At 42.3% G+C, this 25,792-nt stretch carries 23 protein-coding genes and 1 pseudogene; 4 read left to right on the forward strand and 20 right to left on the reverse strand.

Annotated features, from left to right (window positions below; genetic code table 11):
• Positions 1-21: 21 nt before the first annotated feature.
• From ACFOU2_RS00955 to ACFOU2_RS01005, 12 genes and pseudogenes are all read right to left on the reverse strand, one after another.
• Entirely contained in the window at positions 22-1,590 is a 1,569-nt protein-coding gene (locus ACFOU2_RS00955; protein WP_377911389.1) for an S-layer homology domain-containing protein, read from the reverse strand.
• Positions 1,591-1,947: 357 nt separating this feature from the next.
• Positions 1,948-2,202, reverse strand: coding sequence for a (2Fe-2S) ferredoxin domain-containing protein (locus ACFOU2_RS00960; RefSeq protein WP_377911391.1), 255 nt, complete (start codon positions 2,200-2,202; stop codon positions 1,948-1,950).
• Complete coding sequence (locus ACFOU2_RS00965) at positions 2,199-3,041, reverse strand: hypothetical protein (protein WP_377911393.1); 843 nt, start codon at positions 3,039-3,041, stop codon at positions 2,199-2,201. Before ACFOU2_RS00965 ends, ACFOU2_RS00960 begins: the two co-directional genes overlap by 4 nt.
• Positions 3,042-3,084: 43 nt before the next feature.
• Complete coding sequence (locus tag ACFOU2_RS00970) at positions 3,085-5,502, reverse strand: heavy metal translocating P-type ATPase (protein ID WP_377911395.1); 2,418 nt, start codon at positions 5,500-5,502, stop codon at positions 3,085-3,087.
• A 177-nt stretch (positions 5,503-5,679) separates the two neighbouring features.
• Entirely contained in the window at positions 5,680-5,886 is a 207-nt protein-coding gene (gene copZ, locus ACFOU2_RS00975; protein ID WP_377911397.1) for a copper chaperone CopZ, read from the reverse strand.
• A gap of 103 nt (positions 5,887-5,989) precedes the next feature.
• The gene (locus ACFOU2_RS00980) at positions 5,990-6,328 is read right to left on the reverse strand and encodes a metal-sensitive transcriptional regulator (RefSeq protein WP_377911399.1); all 339 of its coding nucleotides are present in this window, start codon (positions 6,326-6,328) and stop codon (positions 5,990-5,992) included.
• Between the two features lie 222 nt (positions 6,329-6,550).
• Positions 6,551-8,500 carry an LTA synthase family protein gene (locus ACFOU2_RS00985; RefSeq protein WP_377911401.1) on the reverse strand — a complete coding sequence of 650 codons (1,950 nt, stop codon included), beginning with the start codon at positions 8,498-8,500 and terminating at the stop codon, positions 6,551-6,553.
• A gap of 351 nt (positions 8,501-8,851) precedes the next feature.
• Positions 8,852-9,010, reverse strand: coding sequence for a hypothetical protein (locus ACFOU2_RS00990; protein WP_377911403.1), 159 nt, complete (start codon positions 9,008-9,010; stop codon positions 8,852-8,854).
• Between the two features lie 19 nt (positions 9,011-9,029).
• The gene (locus ACFOU2_RS00995) at positions 9,030-11,000 is read right to left on the reverse strand and encodes a beta-propeller fold lactonase family protein (protein ID WP_377911405.1); all 1,971 of its coding nucleotides are present in this window, start codon (positions 10,998-11,000) and stop codon (positions 9,030-9,032) included.
• A gap of 13 nt (positions 11,001-11,013) precedes the next feature.
• Entirely contained in the window at positions 11,014-13,089 is a 2,076-nt protein-coding gene (locus tag ACFOU2_RS01000; protein ID WP_377911407.1) for a hypothetical protein, read from the reverse strand.
• A 282-nt stretch (positions 13,090-13,371) separates the two neighbouring features.
• Positions 13,372-13,467: pseudogene (locus ACFOU2_RS25665) on the reverse strand (YunG family protein); the annotation flags it as partial.
• A 37-nt stretch (positions 13,468-13,504) separates the two neighbouring features.
• Complete coding sequence (locus tag ACFOU2_RS01005; protein WP_377911701.1) at positions 13,505-14,263, reverse strand: SDR family NAD(P)-dependent oxidoreductase; 759 nt, start codon at positions 14,261-14,263, stop codon at positions 13,505-13,507.
• Between the two features lie 143 nt (positions 14,264-14,406).
• On the opposite strand from ACFOU2_RS01005, the gene ACFOU2_RS01010 reads away from it, so the two are divergent.
• Positions 14,407-15,783, forward strand: a complete 1,377-nt coding sequence (locus tag ACFOU2_RS01010; RefSeq protein ID WP_377911409.1) for an MATE family efflux transporter — start codon at positions 14,407-14,409, stop codon at positions 15,781-15,783.
• Positions 15,784-15,940: 157 nt separating this feature from the next.
• On the opposite strand, the gene ACFOU2_RS01015 is transcribed toward ACFOU2_RS01010, so the two are convergent.
• A complete protein-coding gene (locus ACFOU2_RS01015) occupies positions 15,941-16,321 on the reverse strand; it encodes a helix-turn-helix transcriptional regulator (protein WP_377911411.1) in 381 nt (126 codons plus the stop codon).
• A gap of 511 nt (positions 16,322-16,832) precedes the next feature.
• Here ACFOU2_RS01015 and ACFOU2_RS01020 point away from each other — a divergent pair.
• Positions 16,833-17,267 carry an Hsp20/alpha crystallin family protein gene (locus tag ACFOU2_RS01020; RefSeq protein ID WP_377911413.1) on the forward strand — a complete coding sequence of 145 codons (435 nt, stop codon included), beginning with the start codon at positions 16,833-16,835 and terminating at the stop codon, positions 17,265-17,267.
• Positions 17,268-17,682: 415 nt separating this feature from the next.
• The gene (locus ACFOU2_RS01025) at positions 17,683-19,092 is read left to right on the forward strand and encodes an amino acid permease (RefSeq protein WP_377911415.1); all 1,410 of its coding nucleotides are present in this window, start codon (positions 17,683-17,685) and stop codon (positions 19,090-19,092) included.
• Between the two features lie 93 nt (positions 19,093-19,185).
• Here ACFOU2_RS01025 and cspD read toward each other — a convergent pair whose 3' ends face one another.
• Together cspD and ACFOU2_RS01035 are read right to left on the reverse strand one after the other, a co-directional pair.
• Positions 19,186-19,386, reverse strand: a complete 201-nt coding sequence (gene cspD, locus ACFOU2_RS01030) for a cold-shock protein CspD (RefSeq protein ID WP_377911417.1) — start codon at positions 19,384-19,386, stop codon at positions 19,186-19,188.
• Between the two features lie 251 nt (positions 19,387-19,637).
• Positions 19,638-20,717, reverse strand: a complete 1,080-nt coding sequence (locus ACFOU2_RS01035) for an NAD(P)H-dependent flavin oxidoreductase (protein ID WP_377911419.1) — start codon at positions 20,715-20,717, stop codon at positions 19,638-19,640.
• A 538-nt stretch (positions 20,718-21,255) separates the two neighbouring features.
• Between ACFOU2_RS01035 and ACFOU2_RS01040 the strand changes: the two genes are divergently transcribed.
• On the forward strand, positions 21,256-21,900 hold the full coding sequence (locus tag ACFOU2_RS01040; protein WP_377911421.1) for a YitT family protein: 645 nt from the start codon (positions 21,256-21,258) through the stop codon (positions 21,898-21,900).
• Positions 21,901-22,013: 113 nt separating this feature from the next.
• Here the strand turns inward: ACFOU2_RS01040 and moaD are convergent, their stop codons facing one another.
• The 5 genes from moaD to ACFOU2_RS01065 all read right to left on the reverse strand — a co-directional run bounded on the left by moaD (position 22,014) and on the right by ACFOU2_RS01065 (position 25,694).
• Positions 22,014-22,247, reverse strand: a complete 234-nt coding sequence (moaD, locus tag ACFOU2_RS01045) for a molybdopterin converting factor subunit 1 (protein WP_377911423.1) — start codon at positions 22,245-22,247, stop codon at positions 22,014-22,016.
• Positions 22,244-22,714, reverse strand: coding sequence for a molybdenum cofactor biosynthesis protein MoaE (locus tag ACFOU2_RS01050; RefSeq protein WP_377911425.1), 471 nt, complete (start codon positions 22,712-22,714; stop codon positions 22,244-22,246). The genes moaD and ACFOU2_RS01050 overlap by 4 nt, the downstream gene beginning before the upstream one ends.
• Complete coding sequence (mobB, locus tag ACFOU2_RS01055; protein WP_377911427.1) at positions 22,707-23,231, reverse strand: molybdopterin-guanine dinucleotide biosynthesis protein B; 525 nt, start codon at positions 23,229-23,231, stop codon at positions 22,707-22,709. Before mobB ends, ACFOU2_RS01050 begins: the two co-directional genes overlap by 8 nt.
• Positions 23,198-24,490 carry a molybdopterin molybdotransferase MoeA gene (locus ACFOU2_RS01060; RefSeq protein WP_377911429.1) on the reverse strand — a complete coding sequence of 431 codons (1,293 nt, stop codon included), beginning with the start codon at positions 24,488-24,490 and terminating at the stop codon, positions 23,198-23,200. The genes mobB and ACFOU2_RS01060 overlap by 34 nt, the downstream gene beginning before the upstream one ends.
• Positions 24,491-24,677: 187 nt before the next feature.
• Positions 24,678-25,694, reverse strand: coding sequence for a thiazole biosynthesis adenylyltransferase ThiF (locus ACFOU2_RS01065; protein ID WP_377911431.1), 1,017 nt, complete (start codon positions 25,692-25,694; stop codon positions 24,678-24,680).
• Positions 25,695-25,792 lie beyond the last annotated feature (98 nt).

A 25,792-nucleotide genomic window follows, 5' to 3' on the forward strand; every position in this document is an offset into this window, starting at 1 on the left:
GAGTCTGCCTCCTTCCTGTGTTTATTCCGTTTCAAATTCGATCGTTTCTAATCCCACATATTGCACACCGGAACCTTCCAACTCCATCGTCGATAAGATGAGGAGCTTGTTATCTTGATAGAACATATGCGCCGGCTTGCCGTATGTTTCAAGCTGGTATTTTGGCTTGAACGTTGTATAATCGTATGCTGTGATATATTCACGGTCATTCGATGTATAAAATTCTCCATACTCTAAATCAAATGCAATCGTTTTATATGCTTTATCCAATTTCCCTACATAGCTCATATCAGAATCTTTCAGCATTGTTGCACGGAAGATGTTTCCTATACTGTTAAAAATGTATTTACCGTCTGGAGAAATCGTTAAATCCGTTGCCAAGTTATAATCTCCATGGTAAGGAGAATCATATGTGGATATGAATTTTCCGTTTTCATCAAATTGGAACACATCCATATCACGTGGAGATACATTCGTATCAATCGTATAAATACGGTTTAGGGACGGATGCATCTGCATATAGCTACGCTCGTAAAGCCCCATTTCGCCCAGCTTTTCTCCTGTTGCTTCATCATAGCTATGCATGCTTGTGTGCTGACCTGAACCGGACGTCACGAAAATATGGCCCTTCCCATCAGCAGCGATGTCAAACGGATCTAAATCAATGTTAAATTGTTTTTCAACTTTCATTTGGTTTGCATCAATAATAGCAACTGCTCCTTGCTGATCTTTTGCCCACCAGTAAGAGCTATGCTGTCCTTTTAATAGTGTTACATATATTTTCCCATTGCGGTATGTCATCCGCTCAGCCGGCAAGTTCAATGGAACTGCTGTCATTTCATAGGTTTCGTAGTTTAATGCCACTACTTGATTTTCAATTGAATCCAGCACATAAATGATAGGCTCACTCGGATGGATGTCGGTATCTTGAATTTTCAGGTCAAACAATCCCTCTAACAGAGAGTCAGCCAGCATCTCGTTTTCCGGTTTAAAGTCTGAATTCAACAAACGTGCCATAAACACGGAGAAATGCGCGCGGGATAACGGTAAATTAGGTCTGAACGTGCCGTCTCCGTAACCGGTTGTAATGTTATTGGCAGCTAACGGGCTGATATATTCAAATGCCCATGAATCTGGAGTTATATCCTTAAAGTCGTATGGATAAATGCCTCGCAGTTTGTATGCATTGACTAAAATTTTTGCCATTTGGGCACGCGTCAATGTTCCCCATGGCTCGAATGTGCCATCCTGCTTTCCTGAAATAATCCCAAGGTCAACAGCTGTTGCAATGTCCCCATAACCGTAATCACCAGGCTTCACGTCTTTGAAGTTTGGATTTGGCGCATTTGTATCACTGATGCCCATTTCACGCAAAATCATTTGCACCGCTTGAAGGCGCTTAATCGGTTGATCCGGCTTGAACGTACCATCTGGATATCCATTAATGATTTTTTGATCTGTTAAGTATCCGATCTCCTCTTTATACATGGATACATCACTAAATGTAGTCGCTGCTTTTCCGCTGGTCGGATGAACAAGAAGGGAAGCGGTCAGAACGACAGTAGATAAAAATGCAAACGCTTTTTTCAATAAGTGAACCTCCCTCAAATTAATCATCTATTACTTTGTAAATCTATCACGTCAAATGAAGAAAAAAACGTGTCATTTTTACCATTTTTCTCTAAGGAAAACCTTGAAATATATTCCATCTTTCTTTTGTGTTGAGTACCTTTGTTAAACATCGGCAGAAGAAAAAACGCAATAGAAGCAAGGGCCTGGGTCGGTACAGCGAGCACCCCGACACCGTTCATGAGCGCCAAACATAAAATGATGATCCGACTCTCATACTGCATCGCTTCTTTACACTTTAGTTGTAGATAAGGTTACAAAAATAGCCCCAAAACCTTTAAGACAGGTTTTGGGGCTTTCCATTTCCTTGCTTACTATTTATTTAATCATGTTCCTTCCTTCTTCTCCCGTCATTTCCCCGTACCAACCATCATCCGGATACACGATAATGATCGGGCCTTCCTCACATCTTCCATTGCAAAGGGTTTTTGTTGTGTGAATGTCACGAGAGGCCTGCTGCCGGTGAATTTCATCCCGGATGGCTTTCGTTACTTCATCCGCCCCATTCCGTATGCAGCTTTTACCGTTGCAAAGGAGAATATGCTTGCTGAAATTACGGCTTATCTTCCTCATTTCACTTCTACCACAAATGGAAACACTCTTACTTTGCCATTTTGCTTAAATTCCGCCCAGATTTTATAAATGCCTGGTTGTTCAAAGCTAGTTTCAAAGATGGTCTCATTTTCATTTGCCGGATGAACGTGAAGATACTTTTCACCGCTTTCATCTAAAATGACGACATGGCCCATTGCCCCTAAATATGGCTCGACTTGTTTTCCATGTAGGTTGAATGTTAATGTTACATCTTTTCCCGCTTTCCATTCGCTTGAATTCAACGTCACCTTATATCCATCTACTTCTTTTTCCAACACGGCATCAGGTGTTAACTGAGGGTGCGCATGCTCCTTGCCTTCTACACCAATGGTAAAAGGAACAGGCTTTACTGCATATGCCAAGTTTTTCGGCTTAATATCGATAAACGCTTTATAGGAGCCTTCTGGCAGAGAGTGCTTTATCTTGAATGTTCCCGGTTTCACTTGTTCCGGATGGAGGTGAACATATTGTTCCAAATGATCATCTACGACAATTAAATGAAGAAGCTTCTCATGATTCACTTCCAAGTCGCTGACGGCATTTCCTTGCTGGTCTTTCAACTCAATGATGATTTCTTCGTTCGTTACACCCGCCTTGGCTGTTACTTCACTTTCCATCGCGGCATGATCACCATGACCTCCGTGATCTTCTTCATGCGCTCCCTCATGTTCGTCAGCTGCATGCCCCTCCGTTTCATGATTCTCTGTTTGTTTATGTGCATTATCGGTCTTTTCTTGACCTGTCAGGCTGGCATAAACACTATAGCCTGCAACAACAACAAGTAAATAAATAATAGCTGAGACTGCCCATTTTTTCATTTTTTTCTCCCCTTTTCGAAAGAGAGGGACCATATCCCCCTCTTTATAATTTTACCCGCTGTAAACGAAGGGCATTAAGAACAACTGAAACGGAACTGAATGCCATCGCCGCTCCCGCCAGCCATGGAGCTAAAAATCCAAGTGCCGCGACTGGAATGCCCATCGCGTTATAAGCAAATGCCCAGAATAAGTTTTGCTTAATGTTCGCAATCGTCTTTTTACTCATGAAGATGGCATCGGCAATGCTGTTTAAATCACCGCGCATCAGCGTGATGTCAGCTGCTTCCATAGCTACATCCGTGCCCGTACCAATGGCCATTCCAATATCAGCCACCGCCAGTGCCGGTGCATCGTTAATCCCATCTCCAACCATCGCAATCTTCTTGCCCAGTGCCTGGAGCTTTTTCACTTCGTCTGCTTTTCCTTCCGGCAATACTTCGGCAATAACAGATTCAATGCCGACTTGTTTCGCGATGGCTTCCGCTGTTTGCCTATTGTCTCCTGTCATCATGACGACTTCCAGTCCCATTTCTCTTAGGCGTCGAACGGCTTCTTTTGATGTATCTTTCACTGTATCGGCTACTGCTACCGTTCCGGCATATGCACCATTAATAGCAACAAGCATCGCTGTTTTTCCGTTACGCTCCAACTCTTCCATTGACTCAAGAACAAAATCGATTTCCACGTTGTATTGCTTCATCAATTTGCGTGTACCAATCAGCAGTTCTTTTTCATCGATAACGGCTTTAATCCCGTAACCAGGAATGGCCTCAAATTCAGCTGTATCTTGTAATTCGATTCCTTTTTCACGAATGCCCGCTACGATGGCCTCAGCTAATGGATGTTCCGATTGCTTTTCTGCTGTTCCCACCAGTCGTAAAAATTCCTTTTCTTCAATACCTTGAGCAACCAGCACATCTGTTAAAACAGGTTCACCATTTGTAACCGTACCCGTTTTGTCTAACACAACTGTTGTAATACGGTGTGTCGTTTCCAAATGCTCGCCGCCTTTAAATAATATGCCGAATTCGGCTGCGCGTCCTGATCCCGCCATAATGGAAGTCGGGGTTGCCAAACCTAATGCACATGGACATGCAATAACAAGAACCGCAATCAATTTTTCTAACGCTTCGGCGAAGTTGCCAGGATCCACGATAAAGAACCAGGTTAAAAACGTGACGACCGCAATTCCTACAACGATTGGTACGAAAATACCCGAAATTTGGTCAGCCAGGCGTTGAATCGGTGCTTTTGACCCCTGCGCTTCCTCCACCACCTTAATAATTTGAGCTAAAGCCGTATCACGCCCCACTTTTGTCGCTTTTATTTTTAAGAAACCATTTTTATTAATGGTTGCTCCGATGACGTTATCGCCGACCGTTTTATCGACTGGAACACTTTCACCTGTCAGCATGGATTCATCCAATGCGGAGCGTCCTTCGATAATCTCGCCGTCCACCGGTACCTTTTCGCCGGGCTTCACATAAATGATATCTCCCACGATTACTTCCTCTAATGGTATTTCCAGTTCTTTACCGCCGCGAACGACCATTGCCGTTTTCGCCTGTAATCCCATTAATTTTTTGATGGCTTCTGAAGAACGTCCTTTTGCTTTTGCCTCAAACAGCTTACCCAGAATAATCAAGGTGATTAAAACGGCACTCGTTTCAAAATACAACTCGACCATGTGAGCGGCCGTTCCGATTGATGAAATGGATAAATAGAGGCTGTAAAAGTAAGCGGCCGATGTACCAAGTGCGACCAACACATCCATGTTGGCACTTTTATTTCGCAATGCTTTATATGCTCCCACATAAAACTGCTTACCAATGATGAACTGAACTGGAGTTGCCAACGCGAACTGCACCCATGGATTCATGAGCATATCAGGCAGCCAGATAAATGACGTAAAGCTAAAGTGGCTGACCATTGCCCATAAAAGCGGAAATGACAAGATTAGTGAAAAGATGAATTTCCCTTTTTGGGTTTCAAGCTCTTTTGCCCGGAGCTCTGCCACATCTTCTTGCTTTTCACTTTTCAAGCTGGCTCCATAGCCAAGTTTCTCTACGCGTGCAATCATATCTTGAACACTTGCCGCACCCGGATCATATTCCACCGCGGCACTTTCAAGGGCTAAGTTAACAGCAGCCTTTGTAACGCCTACTAACTTGTTTAATCCTTTTTCAATGCGGGTTGCACAAGCGGCACACGTCATGCCTGTAATGGTAAACTCGGCTTTTTCACTAATGACGTCATATCCTAAATCACGAACCTTTTGTTGAAAAGCATCTATGTTTACCACATCCGGATTGTATTTAATCGTAGATTTCTCCAATGCAAAATTGACATTTGCATCCTCTACGCCTTCCATTTTCTTTAATCCCTTCTCAATGCGATTTGCACAAGCCGCACATGTCATTCCTGTAATTTGAAGATTTGCTTCTTTTATGTTTTGGCTCATCCCAATCCCTCCTATACCTACAAGGGGTATATAAAAATTTTAAATAAAAGGAGCTTTCCTTATAGCCCCACTGTCATCTCTTTTTACCAAATGAGTCGTCACGCCAAACATTGGTTTTCACCTTTCTCACATGACGGTCCGTTTCGTGATGTAATCTAAAACGGGGTCATTCCCGTTTTAGATTACATCATATCCTTGGTCATCGATCGTTTCTTTAATTTGCTCCACTGATACTTTGTTTGCATCAAACTCTACATCCACTTGACCTTCAGCTAAATGTACCGTTACCTTGCTTACACCACTTAGTTCTCCAACGCTTCCTTCAATTGCTTTTACACAATGACCGCACGACATTCCTTGAACATTTAACGTTACTTTTTCCATCCTCGATCTCTCCTTATATTTTTTATTCTTTTCAACTCAGCGTTCTTTCCTGAGTTGAACTGATTGCGGGAACCCCGTCAAAACGGAGGCTCCCTAATCAGTCTTATCTCTTCATCATGCGCTGCATGGTCACAAGCAGCTCATCGACAACTTCCATCTCCCCATCTTGAATCCGTTCAACTACGCAGCTCTTTAGATGGCCTTCAAATAAAATTTTTGCTACACTATTTAGTGCAGACTGTATGGCTGAAATTTGTGTAATGACATCATCACAATACGTATCTCTTTCAATAAGTCCTTTGACGCCGCGGATTTGCCCTTCAATTCGATTTAAGCGAGTCACCAGGTTTTTCTTCGTTTTTTCTGAATGGTGGCTTTTTCGTTCGGGGTGAGGCAAATTACAACAGCTATCATTCATTTCATTTAGCATCTCATTTTCCATATTATTTCCTCCTTACATTTATATTACCATACCCCCCTAATGTATATGAAGAGGTTTTTAAAAAATTTTATTTTTATTACCTGTTAGATATGGTATTTACACTCTTTTTAGTATGAGTTCCTGCTGCCAAAAGTATACTGACAAGAGAAACAAGAGACAATCAACATTGTTTTTTACACAGACCAATAAAAAAGAATGCCCCGCTAAACGGAGCATTCTTTTTTATTGATTATAATGTTTTGCTTTTGAGTAATCTAATGTTGAGCGGTTCACTGGTTTGAACCCTTTTACTTCATGGAAACGTAATAAGTCGCCATATACCACTTTATCTGAAAGCTCGAGTTCTTTCTTCGCAGCTTCACTGTATTGTTTTGCTGCTTCTTTATCTTCGACTAGCTCACCTGTAGGGTTTTTATACAATTTGCCATCCACTTCGGTGTATTCAGCTGTTACAAAGTCACCATTACGGAAAGGTACAATTTGATGATGCTCTGGTGACAATAAGTCAGAACCGAATTCGATGTACTCTTTTGTATCGATTCCCAATAGGTGCAATACAGTTGGACGAACGTCTACTTGACCACCATAAGTGTGGTTCACGCCGCCCTGGATTTTACCTCCAGGAACGTGGATGAATAATGGTACACGTTGTAATTGTACTTGCTCATAGTCTGTAATTTCTTCTTTGCCTAAAATCTTAGCCATTGCAGGTTTGTGATTTTCGGAAATACCATAGTGGTCACCATACATGACAACTATCGTATTATCATATAAACCTGAGGCTTTTAAATCATCGAAGAATTGTTTCAACGCTTCGTCAAAATAACGAGCCGTTTGGAAATATTGGTCCACAGATGTATCGCCTGTTGTTGCCGGTTCAATTGTTTGATCTTCCTCATCCAATGGATAAGGGAAATGGTTTGATAACGAAATGAACTTCGCATAGAACGGCTGAGGCATATCTTTCAAATACGGAATCGATTCTTTAAAGTATGGTTTATCTTCTAGACCATAGTTTAATGTATGCTCTGGTGTCATGTTGTAATAACTTGCGTCATAGAACATGTCATAACCAAGTGATTTGTACATTTCTTCACGATTCCAGAACGTTTTGTAGTTTCCGTGTAAAGATGCCGTAAATTTATATCCATTGCTCTTTAAAATCGCCGGAAGGCCTTGATACGTATTCGTACCTTTTGTTGTAAATACAGAGCCTTGAGGCAGCGGGAATAAAGAGTTTTCCATCATGAATTCTGCATCGGATGTTTTACCTTGTGCCGTTTGATGGAAGAAATTATCAAAATAAAGTGTGTTCGGATCACGAGTCAATGAGTTTAAGAACGGTGTTACTTCTTGACCGTGCAATTTATAGTTGATAATGAAATTTTGAAGTGATTCCATGGAAATGTAAATCACGTTCATACCTTTTGCTGCACCGAAATACTTATCATTCGGTTTCGCATAAGTCGCGCTTGTATAGTTTTTTACTTCAGTAATATCATTGCTGTCCGCTAACGCACGCTGTGCTGAAGACTTGGAGCTTTGAATGATATCATAAATCGTAAAATTGTGAATCCCTAAATATTTCACCAAATAGTTACGGTCAAACGTACGCGTTAATAATTGCGGACGATCTGACTCGGCAAGAGCCAAGTTTGTTGTAAAAATTAAAACGGCTGATAAAAAGACCGCTGAAACGGCTTTACGAGATAACTTTTCCTGCGGCTTTACGACTTTCATGAACATTACTACAGTTAACAAGATGAAGTCTAAGAAATAAAGCACATCATATGGTTTAATCAATGCCATTGCACTGCCGCCCAATTGACCAAAGTTTTGCGTCTGCATCAATACCGGCAATGTAATGAAATCGTTAAAGAAACGATAATATACGACGTTTGCGTATAAAACGAACGACAGAATAAAGTGAATCGTTAAATATGCCCGGTTTCGAGCTTTTCCTTTAAATAATAAAGCAAAAGCAAAGAAAAACACGGTAGAGCTAATTGGGTTTATAAATAAAAGAAACTTTTGCACCGCATTATCGATGCCCAATGTAAATTCATTTAAATAAATCGCATATGTTTTCATCCAAAATACAAAAATAATCAAAACAAACAATCCAAATGGTTTGTTTAACAGCTGTTTTGGATTTTTTAATACATTTTTCAACATGTTCACCCCTTTTTACTACTAAAGACATTCTCTATATGTCTATCTTCTTTGAAGGCTATAAAAAAGAGAATCTCCCTTACATGATCATTCGTAAGAGAGGTCGAATCGCGTCCTGTTACATTTTAACTCTTTCATTTTAAATGTCAATTATTTTATTAAGAAACTAAAATGCCAGGCCACGGCTACTTATCTTACACTTTTATACGCGAATTGTAAAGGTGGAATTTACATGTAATTAACCTGGACTTAATATAAAATCATACGTACTTTTTCGGTACTTGTCAACCGATGACACGAAAGCTTCATAATCAAAATGACTTAAGAACTATATGAATCCACATAAAGAATTTAACATGAGCAAAAAACGCCCATGCCAAGTTCTTTACGCATCCATGACAAAAGTTGATCTTTACTGAAAGGACCCGTCACGGAATCCTCTGATTTTGCCGGATTTTCATGACGGGTCCTTTCAAGAGGATGACTTAATAGGTATGTCTTTTTATCCATTTTGAGTCATCCTCTTTGACTATTCAATCGATTTGACATATTCGGCAATGGCGGTCACTTCTCCTTTTGACAGCTTCGGAATGCTGTCGTTTCCATGACGCTCAATCGCTTCTTCAATGGTCTCGGCACTGCCATCGTGGAAATACGGCGCCGTTGCCCACACCCCTCTTAAAGTTGGGGTATCAAACTTTTTTCCATCTCGCGGGTTCTGATATTGCCCGCGTGCATCTCCTTTTGAAGGAACGTCCAGTTTGTTTCCGGTTCCAATGTCATGGAGAAAATTCGTATTGAGTTCCGTTAACTTACCTTCCTCATTCACTGCCTTGGGGCTGTCCGTGAAAAATTCACCTCCATGGCAGCTCAGACAGTTTCCTTTTCCATTAAACAATTGTTCTCCTTGGCTAGCTGTATCCGTTAAACGACCATCTTTTTGTCGATAAGGGCTTTGCGGAGGTGGAAACGAGTTTGGATCTTGCAAAAAGGCGAAGATCAGATCATACATATGCTGCACATCTTCCGGCATCGGTTTGGCAGGATCAAGTTCCGTCATGCCTCCCATTTCGCCCTGTACGGTATGAATGTAATCCGCAAACTCATTGCGTGTCCCATCCCACAAAAACAGGCCCGTTTCCGTCGTTACAACGTTGCTTGGAATATTGCGCGGACCTTTTGGTGTCATGAGCGTTAAGCGGTTCATGTCCCCATCCGCATGACAGGAGGCACAGCTCATCCAATTGTTCCCCGTTATGCTTGCAGCGAATTCATCACTGTTGGCACTATAAAAAATCGTTTTGCCTTCCCGTACGTCTTTTGGAAGTGGGTCCTTTTTGATCAGCTTCACGGGCTCTCCTGTCATTTTGACCCGCGCATAAGGGCTGTCACCGCCTGTTTGAATCGTCGCCAGATCATGGCTCATGGCGTTATGAACAAAAAGGGTCTGGCCATCTTTTGAAATCGCAATTCCCCTCGGGTTATCTCCTTTGATACGACGCAGAATTTGGGTCGCATTTCCACCGCGTGTCAAATCAAAAACGACAAGATCTTCGCTTCCGGACATCACTACATAGGCTTTGCTTCCATCCGGCTGAAATGCCACATCATATGGATTAGACACAATCATGTTTTCGTTTTTCACATCACGGATATTGATTTCATCGAACAGTTCTTTTCGTTCGTCGATAATCTCTTCATCTTTTTCTAAATCAATGACCGAGACGGCCGGAAAAATGGTTTCTTCAAAGTTTATCGGCGTATCGATATTCGTCAATAAATGCGGAACGAACGCTTTTTTTCCATCGGGCGAAATGACAAACTGCTCGACGGTGTTCGGCACACCTTGACTTTTCTTGCGGTCAGGCTGGTCTGGTGACGCTGCCAGTTTGATGGTCTTTGTCACTTTTTCCTTTTCTGTATCGATGACACTAATATCGCCGTCTAAGTAATGGGGAACGTACAGCTTTTTCCCGTCTTTTGTAATAGTGACCGTTCTGGGACGGTCACCGATTTTCAATTCCTTCTTTTCTTTTCTCTCATCTGTATCAATGATCGATAACGTACCGGACTGATAATTCGCTACATAAAGCGTATCACCGTTTTGGCTCGTGACAAGCCCGTACGGCTGGATGCCGACCTCAATGGAATCCACCACTTTTTTTTCTTTTGTTGAAATGACATCTACCTGATTGTCATATAAGCACGAGACATATACGTATTGGTCATCAGGACTTAACGCCAGTTGCCTCGGTTCCTTCCCGACCGAAACTTCCGCTTGTACTTTTTTCGTTTTTGCATCAAGGATCGAGACAGTGTTTATATCCATATTGGCAACATACAGCGTATCGCCTTTGTCATTTAGCAACATATTGTCGCTATGGGCCGCATGGTCGCGAACCAATTGTTTGATCGTGACCGCCTGCTCATGCTGGCAGCTTGCAACCACGATGGTCGCTGCAGATAAAATCGTCAATTGTAAAAGTCTTTTCCACTTCATGTTGTTTCCTTCTTTACGGTTTCTTTACTTCTACGTTTACTAATACAGGAGCAATCCCATATTTTCCGTGACCTGCCTGCACTTGCGGAACATTGTCCTTGTCGGTGTTGCCAAGTTTTTTGCCGTCAATATAAGCATCTCCCGTATCCCAAAACTCGCTTGCCTGCATGCCTTCTTTTAACGATGGACCGTCAATGACCGTATCGTAAAAAGCAACATAGCGGGAGATGATCGTTTCACGATCCAGGGCAGACAATGTGTCTTGATCTCCGTCCGCGTTATATAAGTTATTTAACGCAATACGGAATACGGCGGATAAAGCCCCTGCTGTCATTGGAGTATATTTCATCTCATCTTTACTTGTATAATATAGATTCATTTCTTTATCGAGCATCTTTTCATCCATTGCTTGATATAGCTGACGGGCAGCATCACGATACTTCGTTTCTTTCGTTGCTAAAAACGCCGCTGTCAGTCCCCGAATCGCTCCTAGTTGTGCATCTAAAGTCGGTTCGCTGTCATCCTGACCTTTTCCGATCGTATAGCCATTCGCAACAAGACCATCTTCACGCTTTAACTCGTTTAAGATGAAGTCTGCTTGCTTTTGAATCATTTCCAGCGCACGCTTTCCTTCTTCCGTTCCCAGTCCTTTTGCATCCTCACCGCTTGCGTATCCGACAGGAAGGCCGTCAATGGCGCGCTGGAACATGCGGAGCGCTTCTGTCGTGTAACCGGCCTGGAATGTATCGACATGGGTTCCAGGCGCCTTGCCATCATGTTCATCGATAAAAGCTCCCGCTTCATTGTTAAAATGCATCTCATCAATATTTTTAAAGACCTGCAATAATACATCCCGGTTAACGGAATAAGGGTCAGACGATTTCACATCATTTACAATAGAACCATCTACATTTTCTTTTGCAGCGCTCGGAAACGGTTTTCCGTCAAAGACAGCTAAAAACGCTGGATTTTGTGCCTTATTTTCCGGGCGCTGATCTGTCATTCCATAAAATTCGGATGCCGGCCATAACATGAGCCATTGATCTTGCAGCATGCTTCGCGCATCTTTTACCGCTAGTTGTTTAGCACTCGGTGCCTGCTCATTTCCGTCTTCTGTCACTTCGATTTCATGCGGCAAGTAAACAAGTCCGTTGGCCGGATCGTATTTACTTCCGGTACCAGCCGTCAACTGCTTGCCGGCCGCATCATAAAATAGCCCGTCTCGAATGTAATTCAGCTTGTTCCAAATTTGTTCAGTCAGGATTGCTCCCTGCATCCCGTCAGCCGAACTTACTCCTAACGCAATGTTGGCGTCGTCATCATCTTTTGACGATGTCGCTTCAAGCTCTTCATCGCTGTCTACCTTATGTAAACCGCCCATAAAGTCTCCTGCCCAAAGCGCTTGCTTCAGGAAGGTTGCTCCATAAGCAGATGGATTCAGCACCTTGTCCATCTTTCCTCGATCCCAGCGCAATGTTTTAAAATCCACCTGATAAATCGGGACATAAGAACCGTCATCGTTTTTGGCGTAAACGCCCGTATCGATTTTTTGTGTATAGTGCGGGTCACCCGATGAATATTCGATTAACGTCGGAAACATGTTCCTAAATAACTCATCTTTCGGATAACCGACGCTGTCTGCCAGTTCGTAAAAACGTTCTCCCAATACAGTCGGTGCGTCTTTACCTGTTTTCTTCGCTAATTCCCCAACTGCAGGGCCATGGATAAGATGCAGGCCTAAACCCGATTTTTCTGTTACTTCATACATCCCTTCCTCGGAATATTCGTACGATTCGACCCCTGCTGTATAATCAAACTTAGAAGGCTTATCGAGCTTGCGTACGTCAAGTACATCTAAATCTAATCCTAATCCTTCAACAAGCGGTTCTCCTGAAAGCTCAAACTCTGCGTAAGCGAACATATTGCCCGCTGTATCGAATTTATAGTCTGCCACAGGAACAGCCAGGCTGCTTTTTTCTGCTTTTGTTTCTTCTTTTGCAGTTGTTTTCTCGTTCGAGCAGGCGCTTGTTAATAAAAGTGATGAAGCCAATGCAACTGTTGTCATTGCCTTCCACGGCTTTGTGTTCATGTTGTTCCATCCCTTCTCTTCAACTACCTTATGCAATTGATAGTGATTATCAATATTATCTAAACTTTATTATAATTCTCTTACTCTATTTGTAAATACTAAAATTTTAGAAAAATTCTTTTTGCATTTGAAAAGAATCATTTCCAACATAACATTCACTTCATTCATATTTACGCGATTCTTTTCTTCATGGATTTAGCTTAAAGACATCATTTGATCAATCTGAAACAAATACGGATCAAAAATAAAAGGAGCTCCGCCTCTTCAAAGACGGAGCCCCTTTTATTTTTGTAATAGTTGAGAAACCATTTTCTTTAAATATTTATATTGCTTTTCATTTGTATCCTGAAAAGCCTCTTCGCGGTTAGAAGGAATATCTTCATCTCTTCCATTCTATCGTTCCTCTGTCATCTTATTAAAAATTCATCCGTGATTGTCCGCCATCTACGTTAACACTGGCTCCCACGACCCACGATGCTTGATCAGATGCCAAAAACACGGCTACATTGGCTACTTCGTCCACTGTTCCAAAGCGCCCTGCCGGGATTTCATCCTTCACAAATTGTTTGATTTTTTCAGGATTTTCGTCCAAACGTTTTTGCCAATTGCCGGTTGGATGCAAAATGCTGCCCGGTGCTACACTATTCACCCTAATGCCAAATGGAATCACCTCATCTGCCAATGATTTCGTAAAACTGATGAGCGCTGCTTTTGCATTATTGTAAGTCACCTTCCCGCCGCTTTCCCGGCCAAAAATGGATGTGATGTTAATGATGCTCCCGCTTCCCTGCTTTTTCATCTCATTCACTGCAAGTTTGCTTAAATGAACCGCTGAAAAATAATTTAACTCCATGGCCTGATGAAACAGTTCCATGTCCGTTTCCAGAGCAGAGCTGCCATTGCTGCCTCCTGCATTATTAATGAGAATATCAATATTGCCATAATCTCTTATATATGTATGAAAGAACCGTTCTCTTTCCTCTTCTTTCGTTAAGTCCGCTTGATAAATGGCAACGTCCCCAAGTTCCTGTTTAGCTGCTTGTAATGATTCCTCGCCCCGGGCTGCAATGGCGACGCTCGCACCTTCCGCCAAAAAGGCTTTCGCAATGCCTTTTCCAATCCCTTTTGATCCTCCTGTAATAAGAACATGTTTACCGTTTAATCGTAAATCCACCTTGTTTTCCCTCCCGCTTTCTGTTTCCTTCATCATATCATCTTTCCCATTTTTTTCAGAGTCGAATGCTTCTTGGTCTTCTTTTCCGTCATTCATGATATAATTCTTTTGTTACCAACAATTGAAAAGTTGAGGTTTATGTGATGAGACAAACATTTTCAAATAAGGAAAAACTCAAGCAATTCGCTTCCATTCTATTTCCGATATTAATTACACAATTTGCCATGTTTTCAATGAACTTTTTCGATACGATGATGTCGGGAAGAGTGAGTGCGAACGATCTTGCCGGAGTTGCCATTGGATCAAACCTTTGGGTTCCGATTTTTACGGGATTAAGCGGTATTCTAATGGCGACCACTCCGGTTGTGGCTCAATTAGCCGGAGCGAATGAGAGAGAAAAAGTGCCATTCTCTGTTACACAAGCAATGTACGTATCAATCACAATGGCCCTTGTCGTATTAGGAATAGGGGGACTTTTTCTTGATTCAATATTAAATAATATGAACTTGGAACAAGAAGTACGGGAAATCGCCAAACAGTACTTGATGGCCTTGGCGGTCGGTATCATTCCCCTGTTCGTTTACACAGTATTGCGGAATTTCATCGATGCTCTTGGCCAAACGAGGATAACGATGATTGTCACTTTGTTGTCTTTGCCGATTAATGTCTTCTTCAACTATATGCTTATTTTCGGTAAATTCGGGTTCCCTGCGCTTGGAGGAGTCGGAGCCGGGATAGCAACCGCTATTACGTATTGGGTGATCTTTATCATTACGCTTTTTATTACAGTGAAGATGACTCCATTTTCCACTTATCGGTTGTTGCGGAAGTTGTATGCCCCTTCCTTGAGGAACTGGAAAGAATTATTGAAAATCGGACTGCCAATCGGCTTTGCGATTTTTTTTGAAACGAGCATCTTCGCCGCGGTCACTCTGCTTATGAGTGCCTATGATACAAACACAATTGCCTCTCACCAGGCAGCGATCAACTTCGCTTCCTTTTTATATATGATTCCGTTAAGCATTTCTATGGCTTTAACAATTGTGGTTGGCTTTGAAATCGGAGCAAAGCGATATCGGGACGCCCGCCAATACAGCCGCATGGGAATCTCAATGGCAGTCATGATGGCCTTTATTTCAGGAACCTTTTTATTTTTTATACGGGAGCCGATCGCTGGATTATATACAAAAGATACAGAAGTATTGTCCTTGACTTCTCACTTCCTATTATATGCGATCTTCTTCCAGCTCTCCGATGCCTTACAAGCGCCGATTCAAGGTACGCTGCGCGGCTATAAAGATGTAAACGTAACCTTTATTATGGCGCTTATTTCGTACTGGGTAATCGGGCTGCCTCTCGGCTATATGTTAGCAAACTACACCAATCTCGAGGCATTTGGCTACTGGATCGGATTGATTACCGGCTTAGCGGCAGGTGCCTTAGGGCTTTCCTATCGTTTGGTTTCCGTTCAGCGCCGTTTTAAGCTGCTAAATGAACCAGAAGAAAAATCTGCCGTCTAGTCAAAAACCTGCTTTCATCTTTCTTCATTCTTCATTATCGTCATTAAATATCGAGATTCTTTATCTAGAAGATAGATTGATAATCAACGATACATGGGGTTCCATTGCCCTTGCATGACAAAAAGCTGTATTCCTGCTTGGGAACACAGCTTTTTGATTATACAGGACCAAAATTATCACGAATCGCCTTTTTCAGCATCGCTTCACAGCGTTCCAGCTCCACTTTCAGCTGTTGCTTGTAACGCTGCGCTTTTTCATAGCCTCCATCTGTAAACGTATAATAGACGACTTCCTGGAATTTCATGCCTTCTTTTTTTCTTTTCACTTGTTTTAAAACCCCATCTTCAATTAAATCATGCAAGGCCTTATACACTTCTGAATGATTTGGACGAAAGCCGTATGAACGAAACTCATCGCGCAAGACGTCGAGTAGTTTTAACCCATATAATCTTTCCTGTTCGGTCATTGTAATCATATAAAGTTTTAAAAAAGCACGCTGCTTCACCAAAAAGCCGCTCGAACTTCTCTTTTCTCCCATTGCCACCCTTCCTTCCTTTTTTCTCTTCTTATGTAAACGTTGCCTATTCATTCCTGTGTTCTATTATCTTCTTTTTCAAAATCTTCTCTGTTCTAATTATACGTGATTTTCGACCATATCCCTTCTAATTTGCTCGAAAATTCGTCATTTTTCATCTTACATGCCTTCGGCGTACACAATTATTCTAGTAAAAACATTCTCGCAGGATGCATGGGGGGGTACAGGGGTGCAGACAGAGCGTCTTATTCATAGTCTTTCGACGTACAGGATGTACTAGCAAAGGCGCGGCGATTGACGTCGCGTTCTTAGCCTTTGTTCCTCGGCCTCTCATATGATTCGTGTTTGTTCTTATATACAGGTCACACTAAATGGTTAGCCGCAAACTTATTTTATAATTTTTCTTTTAGAACATATTTTTATTAAATAAACGATCTGTGGATAAGCACATTTTCTCTTTTCTTTTCATAAAGTAATATAGACCTTTAACGAGAAAGGATGGAGGAAATTGTCGATGAAAAAACAGCCTTCTCAATTAGATTGGTCATCAGTTCATAAAAAAGTGGAGGATATTCTTGGTGATCAATTTTGGAAAGATATTCAGAAAATGATGCCTGCCCGTTATCCAAATTGTGACCTGTACGAAACCGAAACGACTGGCGTTGTGGTCGTTGAGCTCCCTGGCCTGCAAACCGCTAAAGATATAACCATAAAATTACAAGGCGACCACTTAATCATTGAAGGAACGGCTCCCTATGTTTATCCCGTTGAGGCAAAGGAATTAAAATTAAAAGAGCGATTCCGTGGTCCTTTTTCACGTTCCATTCGTTTACCGTTCCAGTATTCAGAAGACCAAAGCATCTCAGCCCGCTATAAAAACGGCTTGCTTGAAATTGAAATTCCAAAACAACACGAAACCACTCCTATTTCGATTACATTCGATGAATAGCATCATGCGACTACTGTCCTTTATATCAAAAAGCCCGGGAATGACTTCCGGGCTTTTTGCGGTCTTCTTTCCAACTTAGCGAGACGGTGTTGCAATTTTCATAATATTACAACGAAACCGGATGGTAAATGAAATAAAAACTACTCGCATTATGAGCCCGCAAAGGTTCACAATTTGCGTGGATTTATCTATTTAATGTGAGACGAGAATAAATGGTGTGCCAGCAGGAATAATAAAAAAGATTCATATTAAAAGGACGTGGGAACACGTCTTTTTTCTTTTACAAAATGAACCGGATTCTTTTACATCATGATTGGAAAATGATGATATAAGTTCATTCGCTTCTTCGTTTAACTGTATGGGTTTTTACATGAATGATAAAAATGACCATAACCATAAAAGGAGGTTTTTCATCATGAATCAAAACAAACTCGGTTTTTGGGTGTTAACGGCACTGGTAGTCGGCAATATGGTCGGCTCAGGCATTTTTATGCTGCCCCGCTCACTTTCGGAAGCGGCAAGTCCTGCGGGTGTTATGCTTGCCTGGTTGTTGACAGGGGCAGGTGTCTTAATGACCGCTCTCGTGTTCGGTAATCTCGCGATTAGCAAGCCGAACTTAAGCGGCGGTCCGCAAATTTATGCAAAAGAATTATTCAGTAAATATAAGAAAGTCTCCCTATTGTCGGGATTTATGTCTTCATGGGGATACTGGATCGGAAACTTTGCGGGGAACGTCGCGATAATTACGACATTTACCAGTTACTTATCCACTTTCTTTCCTATCTTAACAAGCAAAGCCGCTCTTTTTACTATTGGCTCCTTTACCTTAAAAGTTGGGAACAGCCTGACATTTCTTGTCTGCACTGTTCTCTTATGGGGAACTCACGTGTTTATTTTGCAAGGCATAGAAGGTGCCGGGAAGCTGAATTTTATCGCGACGTCTGCCAAGGTAATAGGGTTCCTGTTGTTCATTATCATCGGATTGTTTGCGTTCCAAAAGAGCAACCTGCTTCCTTTTGTCGCACCAAGGATGGATGAAGCAGGCCGCTCCCTTGGATTGCTCACACAAGTGAACAATGCAGCAGTTTCCACATTGTGGGCCTTTCTCGGCGTCGAATCAGCCATTATCTTTGCATCTCGGGCCAAAAAGCAATCAGATGTGAAGCGTGCGACGATTCTCGGCTTGCTCCTTGCTTTAGCGATATATGTCGGGATTAGTATCCTTGTGATGGGGATGCTCCCACAGGAACAATTGATTCGTTCGGAAAAACCATTAGTGGATGCCATCTCCGCAATTTTAGGACCAATAGGCGGTTATTTACTAGCTGCACTCGGATTAATTAGTTTATTCGGATCCACGATTGGCTGGATTTTGCTAAGTGCGGAAATCCCTTACCAGGCAGCAAAACAAGGATTATTCCTTCCGCAGTTTTTAAACGAAAATGGAAAAGGAATGCCCGTCTATTCATTAATCGTTTCCAACGGTTTAGCACAAATTCTAGTATTTTCGACCATCTCCAGTTCTATTTCGGCAGCATTTGATTTTGTGATCTATATTGCCACACTCGCCTATTTGGTTCCTTATTTGATTTCATCTCTTTTTCAGTTAAAATTGGCCCTGACAGGAGAAACGTACGGGCGGAAAATGGGGCGGGTCATCGATAGCGTCATCGCGTTATTTGCAACCATTTACTCTGTTTGGGTTATCATTGCCGGCACATCTGATTTGAAAACATTTATGCTCGGCCTGACATTGCTCGCAAGCGGAATCATCTTCTATCCGCAATTGCGGAGGAATCATCAAATGAAAACATTTGAGAAATAACACTTTAAAAAGAGACTGCCCAGTTAGGGCAGCCTCTTTTTAAGAGATGGGCAAACGAAAAAGAGAAGGAATCCCCCTTCTCTCGAATGTCCATTATTTTTTTATCACGTTAGCAGCTTGAGGTCCACGATTACCTTCAACGATTTCGAAAGAAACTTCTTGACCTTCTTCTAAAGACTTGAAGCCTTCTCCTTGAATAGCAGAAAAGTGTACGAATACATCGTCTCCACCTTCAACTTCGATGAATCCAAAACCTTTTTCAGCGTTAAACCATTTTACTTTACCGTTTTGCATGTAAAAAATCCTCCTAAAATGTACCTTTATGCACATATCTTTTTTCAACCAATTTACAAATAATAATAAGAGTTAAAAAACTGTAACCCCTAAGAAGATTTAACCTTGCTATCTCCCTTGAAGTTACAGCTTATTAAATCTTTCTTATATTAAAAGTAAAATGGTTTAAAACCACTATATCACTTTTCCAGCTTAAAAGCAACCAACGGTCTAATCGAAAAAAGAGATGAACGATCACCTTCCTTATTCTTTTAGCGGCGAGAAGCACCCACGTACATTTTACGGATCAATTCATCAAGTACTTGAATTACGCTTTGTGATTGCTTGACCATCCCGATTCCCTGTCCTGCCCAAAGGGACATATAATTGGGGTTTTGTCGGGCAGCTGCTCCTTTGCGTAATCCGCTTGTCAAATCATGCTGCATCGGATATGGAAGGATACAATCCTTTTGATGTTCCATTTCCTCCATAAACGTATTGCGGATACCACGTGCATACTTTCCCGAAAAAGCCTTAGTCATCATCGTGCTTTGCTCATCGCTGTTGATGACTTTTTCTTTATAGACGGGATGCGCACCACTTTCTTCTGTCGCCAAAAAGATCGTCCCTAGTTGTACTCCCTGCGCTCCCAATGAGAGAGCTGCGTTTATCCCGCGCCCGTCCATAATGCCACCCGCGGCAATGACCGGAATGGTTACACAATCAGTTATCCGAGGCAGCAATGACATGATTCCTATCTGGACATCTTCTCTCGTATCCGGAAAGCTGCCGCGGTGTCCCCCCGCTTCACTGCCCTGCGCAACAATGGCATCCATCCCGCTCTCTTCCAATACAATTGCTTCAGCTGCCGTTGTAGCCGTACCGATAAGAAGCACACCCTTTTCTTTCAACCGTGAAACCACTTCTCGAGGAGGTGCTCCAAACGTAAAGGAACAGACAGCCGCCCCTTCTTCGATAATGGCGTCAATCTGGTTGTTAAAAACGGTAGAATAATCCCGGATGACGGGCTCCTCTCTTATGTTTAAATTTTCAAAATAAGGCTTTAATACTTCTAAAGCCTTTTGCCTTTGTTCCTCTTTCACTTCCAGCAGATCAATAGACGGCACGAATACGTTCACATTAAACGGTTTATTGGTCAACTGTTTGGTATCCCTAATGGCTTCAGCCATTTCACTTGCTGACATATACCCGGCCCCAATCGACCCCAGCGCCCCGTAATTGGAAACAGCGGCCACCAGTTCGGGTGTTGTAATTCCACCTGCCATTCCCGCTTGAACAATTGGATATGTAATCTTGAATTTCTTGATAAATACGTTTTCGTTCCAGCTCATACTTTCCTCTCCTATCATCATTTTGGTTCTCTTTTAATAGTTAAAGGGAGAAGCTCTTTTTTCCTCTTCTTTTCTATATAAATCCACATAAAGAATGTAACATGGACAAAAGCGGTCCATGCTACATTCTTTACGCATAAGACTTCGCCAATTCCCCTTACGGGCCCTTGCCGAAGCCTTATACGAAAACCTTTTGAGTCTATTCAGGATGCTCAAACAAAGGAACATAAACAGGATAACATCTGTCATCGAGCCTTCTTCTATTTGCATTTTTCTGTTCTCTCACCTTGAGCAGGCTTACAAGGGTTTATGTGGATTTATATATAAAAATTGCATAGCAGAAAACCTAACATAAGTGAAGATATTATTTAAATATTCAGTTATTATCATTTACAACAACAAAAGATTGAAAACGAAAGCATCCTGTTATTTAATAATAGTATGTGTATTTTTTACAAGAATAATAGTTTTTACGGTTCATATTCTTATATTTATAATTTTTTGTGTATAAAAATACCAATAAAGGAGCGGCATAAAGATGAAAAAGCAATCACTTCTAATTATAATGGGATGTCTCCTCGTTGCATTGGGTATTAAAGTGCTCACATCTTCCGAACTTGTGATCGGCGGCACAGCGGGCATGGGAATGATTCTTCAGCATCTCACACCTTTTTCGTTTGGTACGTTGTTTTTCTTCATTAACATCCCTTTTTATTTTTTATCTATTATTCAGCTTGGTCTTCCATTCACCATTAAAAGTTTCATTAGCGTCACCATTCTTTCGATTATGTCGGAAGCACTCGACCATGTATTTACATTCACCATTCCTTTTCCGATTATTAGTTCGTTGACAGGCGGTGTTTTAATCGGTTTCGGACTGATACTTTTATTCCGCTGCGGATCATCGCTTGGCGGTGTGAACATGTTGTGTGTATATCTCGATAAACATTACGGGGTTAATCCGGGAAAAACCATTCTTGCAACAGATGTCATTATTGTCGGGTCGGCATTTTTTATCGTCGGTCTCGAAAAAGTATTGTACTCCATTGTAGCCATTTTGGTGATGAGCCGCATTCTCGGTCGGTATCATAAAACGGCTCCACTCGAGAAGAACAATAAAAAGCTGCTTGAAAACGAGAACAGCAGCTACGAGACTTTTTCATCAGAAACAAAATCCTCCTAATTGCCAAAAAACCTGTACAATTATGTACAGGTCCCTTTTAATATATATATTTCACCATTTCTGGAGGTACTATTGATTACTGCTACACTATTTATCTTGGACTATGGAGACTATTAACCTCCGCTCACAGGCGGGATAAGTGCTACGGCATCTCCAGCCTTTATGACATCATCATCCATCGCATATTCTTCATTGATGGCAATCATGACACGCTGTCCCTGATTCCAGCCATATTCTTTTTCTAATTTTTCTTTTAACGCCGCAACCGTCAACTCTGTTTCATTGATGGTTAGTTTGTCTGTGCCGAACTGTTCTTGCAAGTGGGCAAATAATAAAACCGTAATCATTTGCTGTCCTCCATTTCCGGTTTCCCTGTTGGATATGGTGTTTGTTCCAGCTGATCGCCAATCCACATATCGCCGTCTTCCCAGTGTTCTTTTTTCCAAATAGGGACAATTTGTTTAATGCGTTCAATGGCGTATTCATTGGCATCATAGGCATCTTTTCGATGGGGCGTTGATACGGCAATTACTACAGCAATATCTGAAATATCCAATCTCCCGGTTCGATGGGTAATGGCCGTTTTCGCCTCGGGCCACTTCTCCCCAATCTCCGTTCCGATCTTCTCAAGCATTTTTACCGCCATCGCTTCATACGCTTGATATTCTAGATATAACGTTCGTTTTCCCTTCGTAAACTCCCGGACGGTTCCAATAAAAGTTGTCACCGCTCCTGCTTCTCTTCTTACGACTTTATCGATTACTTCTTGTACGTTAATAGGCTTGTCGATTACTTCAAATAATGGTTTATCCACGACTTTCTTTCATCCTTTCTACGAGCCAATCTATATAAATTTGTTCTTCCTCTATATAAAATAGCGGCAACGTACCATGTGCATATGAAGGGAGCGGTACCCAGCTTATAATAGCGGCAATATTCGGTGCCGAACTAATTAAAGGGAGATCCTCCAATGAACGGATCAAAACGACTTTGTCATATGATTCCCTTTTATAGCCTTCTATCAAAATCAAATCGAGTGAAAATCCTTCATAGATTTGAATAATTCCCTCTAGCGGCCACTCTTTTTTTCCTGCATGAATTTGAAGCATCCCCGCTCCTTCCACGCCCGTCACCATGGCTCCCGCTTTCCGATGATGGAACGTATCTTTTTGCTCGTCACCTAAAGCGGGTGTTCCTCCATGACCATGATGCTTAATCGTTCCGACGCGCCACCCTTCTTGAGTACATCTTTCGATAAGCTTGGCTGTCAGCGTTGTTTTCCCGCTGTTTTGATAACCTACAATTTGGAAGATAATGGGCTTTCTCCCCAAGGCCACTCACATCCCAGCTGATCGTCCAACAATAATGCTTGAACCTTCATCCCTTTTTCAAATCCTCTCGTTCCGCCTGGCAGCACCATCAACGCATTTGCGTCGGCCAAAGAGGAGACGACATTGGATTTATCCAACCCGGACGGAGCGACGAACAATCGAGCGTTGTCGTATGACAGCTTGCTTCGCACAAATCTCGTGAACGGATTCGGTTTTGGAAAATCGGCTCCCAATACAGCTTCTACCATTTGCAAATGCGGCTTGGATGAAAATAAAAAGGTGCGCACAATCGGCCGAACAAACAGTTCAAACCCTACATAACAGGCAGACGGATTGCCCGATAATCCAAACAGCAGCTTCCCGTTCAACTCGGCTACCGTTGTCACGCTTCCCGGTCTCATTGCCACTTTATTAAACAGTACGTTTGCTCCCAGCTGTTTGTAAATGGCCGGCAAATAGTCGTAATCGCCGACAGAGACTCCGCCTGTTGTAATAAGCATATCGACATCGCCCAACGCTTCTTCAACGGATGCGAAGCTTTTCTCGAAATCATCCGTTACTTTCCCGATATATTTAGGTGTTGCACCCGCTCTGATGATTTGAGATGCAATCATATACGCATTACTATTGCGAATTTTCCCCGGTTCAAGCGGTTCATGCACTTCCAACAATTCCGTTCCGGTTGCCAGCACGCCGATGACCGGCTTTTTGGCTACAGGTACATGGGAATAGCCGAACGTCGCCAGAAGTGCCATCGTTCCGGGATTAATCATGGTTCCTTTCGGAACTAATGACTCTCCCTCTTTTACATCCTCTCCTTTAAGAGACAGATTTTCGCCGCATTTGACGGAACGTTTAAGCGACATATAATGTTTACCGTCTCTCTCCTCTTCCGTTGTAATCTCAAGCATCACGACAGCATCACAGCCGCCTGGAATTTGGGCGCCTGTCATGATTCGAACCGCTTGAAACGGTCCCACCGTTTCCGTAAAAACAGAACCTGCTCCGATTTGCCCTGCAACTTCAAACTCTACCGGGTTTTCCAAATTCGCATGTACTGTATCTTCAGAACGAATGGCAAATCCGTCATATGGGGAGCGGTCAAATGGAGGCACATCGTGATCTGCTACTAAGTCCTGCGCCAAAAGACGCCCGTAACTATCTTCTAACCGAACCCACTCAAGCGCACCCTCTTTCGCGAATTTCATCACATGCCGCACCGCTTCGGCAACCGCAATCGGCTTTCTTCTTTCTACCATCTCTTTCACTCCAATGCTTCTTGTTCTATCCTCAATCCTTACATGCCCTTAACAGTATGTAGTTCCTCAATTTCCTGATCATCATTTTTCACGAAAAAGACCTTTTGGCAAAATGCACAATCTTAAACAGACAGGTCTTTTTCGCAAGTAGACCTTAATCGCCCTCTGTCATGCCGGATTCTGCTGATTAGCCTAGATAGCGATGATACAATGTCTTGGCTTCATTTACATCTTTCGTTCCATGGACGAACACGCGGCCATCCCGGAAAATGACGAGTCTGGCAGTTTCCAGCGACAATGAAACGAGATACGGATTTCGATCCACTTTTCCTTCTTGCGCCAATTGATCCGCAAGCTTTTCCAAATCATATTGGACGGGCTTTGGCGGTCGAATTTGAACTGTGTCCCTGCCGCATAGCAATTCCGTTTTTGTTTGATTCTCAAATGAAAGAAACGGATATGTCCGGTTGTCACCGCAAGACAAACATGTCGCCTTTTTCACTTTTCCGACTTTCACGGCGGTGTACTGATTTTTCCACAAATCAAACGACACAAGCGTTTGTCTTAACGATCCTTCATCTTCCACCAATATTTTTAGTGCTTCCGACAACTGGTAAGCGACGACCATTTGTACAGCAGGACTGATAATGCCAGCCGTATCACACGTCATTCCACCGAGTGGTACATGTTCAAGCAGGCAATGCAGACAAGGCGTTTTTTGGGGAATGATTGTATAACTCATTCCATAACTGCCGACACACGCCCCGTAAATCCAGGGGATATCATGCTTTTGTGACAGGTCGTTAATGACCATTCTTGTATCGAAGTTGTCCGTTGCATCCAAAATTAAATGAACATCATGTAAAAGCGGTTCCAATTTCTCCGCCGTTCCATCGATTACGTGCGAAACAATTTCCACATTTGAATTTACTTTACATAAGCGTTCTTTTGCGGCCATCGCTTTTGGCATTTTGCTTCTTGCATCATCTTCATCATAAAGTTGCTGGCGCTGCAAATTGCTCCATTCTACATAATCCCGATCCACGATCGTCAGCCTGCCGATTCCCGCCCGTACAAGTCCTTCCGCGCTCGCAGTTCCCAACGCCCCTGCCCCAACAATGAGCACATGCTTATCGGCTATCTTTTTCTGTCCCTCTTTTCCAATAGGCGAAAAGAGCTCCTGCCTGGAATATCTGTCATTCACGCTGCTGCCCTTCCTCTCTGAACACATATTGACGGATGGTTCGTCATCCGTCTTTTATTTTCTATATAAATTCATGACGGTTCATTTTCAGGAGGGTG

The organism is Bacillus songklensis, assembly GCF_042649685.1.
GTDB lineage: Bacteria > Bacillota > Bacilli > Bacillales > Bacillaceae_H > Bacillus_BA > Bacillus_BA songklensis.